This is a genomic window from Novosphingobium sp. KN65.2, from assembly GCF_001368935.1.
GTDB classification, from domain to species: Bacteria; Pseudomonadota; Alphaproteobacteria; order Sphingomonadales; family Sphingomonadaceae; genus Novosphingobium; species Novosphingobium mathurense.
The window spans coordinates 1-1391 of record NZ_CCBH010000020.1 but is presented as its reverse complement, the minus strand read 5'-3'; the positions used below and the strand labels follow the sequence as shown (position 1 = coordinate 1391).

Genomic DNA, 1391 nt, shown 5'->3' with positions numbered 1-1391 from the left:
CCAAGATGAAATATATTACGGATACTATATATGAGCGCAGATTATACGGTTGATGTACTTGTCGTCGGCGCGGGGCCGGCAGGGGCGACGATGGCGCTCCTGCTGGCGGCCTATGGCATCCCGGTTCTGGCCGTGGCGCGGCATCCCCGCAGCGCCCCTACGCCACGGGCGCACATCACCAATCAACGCACGATGGAAATCATGCGCGATATGGGCATCGAAGAAACCTGCCTGCGGCAGGCCAGCCCCGCCAAGGCGATGTCGCACACCTTGTGGATCGAGAGCATGGTGGGCGAAGAGATCGCCCGGGGATGGTCCTGGGGCCAGGATCCCGCACGTAAAGGGGAATATGAGGCGTCGAGCCCGTGCAGCATGTCGGATCTTCCGCAAAGCCTGTTCGAGCCGATCCTGATCGAATCCGCCATCGATCGCGGTGCCAAGATCCGCTTTGATTCCCAGCTCGTCTCATTCGTTCAGGATGATGAAGGCGTTCTGTCCACGATATTGGATCGGCTGACTGGCAAGGAATATACGGTTCGATCCAAATATATGATCGGCGCCGATGGCGGGCGCAGCGTCATCATGGAGCAGCTCGGCATCCCGCTTGAGGGGCAAGCCGATCTGGCCGAGGCGTTCAACGTCTATTGCGAGATTGATCTGACGCGCTTCGTGCAGCATCGTCCCGGCTCGCTCTATTTCGTGATCGATCCCGAAGCGCCGCTATGGGCCTTTGTCGGTAATTTCCGGATGGTCAGGCCGTGGAACCAGTGGCTGGTGACGCTTTTCTCCTTCGCGCAAAATTCCGAAGTGCCGCCGCTCGACAAGATATTGGAACGCATCCGCATCATGATCGGCGACGACAGCGTGGAGATAAAGGTGAATTCGACCTATCGGTGGACGATCAACGATCTCGTTGCCGAGCGGTATAGCGAAGGGCGGGTTTTCTGCATGGGCGATGCCGTCCATCGCCATCCGCCCGCCAATGGCCTAGGTTCCAATACATCGGTACAGGATGCCTATAATCTTGCGTGGAAGCTGGCGCTGGTCCTGAAGGGCCGGGCGGAGCCATCGCTGCTGGACAGCTATAATGAGGAGCGCCGCCCGATCGGCAGGCAGATCGTCACGCGGGCCAATAAAAGCATGCGCTATGACGAGATCTGGGCGGCCCTTGGCGCCGTTCCTTCGCTCAGCGTGGCGGAGCGGCTGGCGCTCAAGGAAAGCCTGGCATCGCCGAGCGCCGAAGGGAAGGCGCGCCGCGCCGAGCTGCGAAGGGTCGTCGATGACAGGAAATATGAAGTCCATGCGCATGGCGTAGAACTTAACCAACGATATGAATCGGGGGCAATCATTCCCGACGGTTCTCCGCAGGAGCCGTTCCGCGAAGATGCCGA

The 1391-nt window shown here is 59.7% G+C and carries 1 protein-coding gene; it reads left to right on the top strand.

All coding sequences use genetic code 11. From position 1 onward, the window contains the following. Positions 1-30 precede the first annotated feature (30 nt). A partial coding sequence (locus SPHV1_RS01005) for an FAD-dependent monooxygenase (protein WP_054944285.1) occupies positions 31-1391 on the top strand: 1361 nt, incomplete at its 3' end.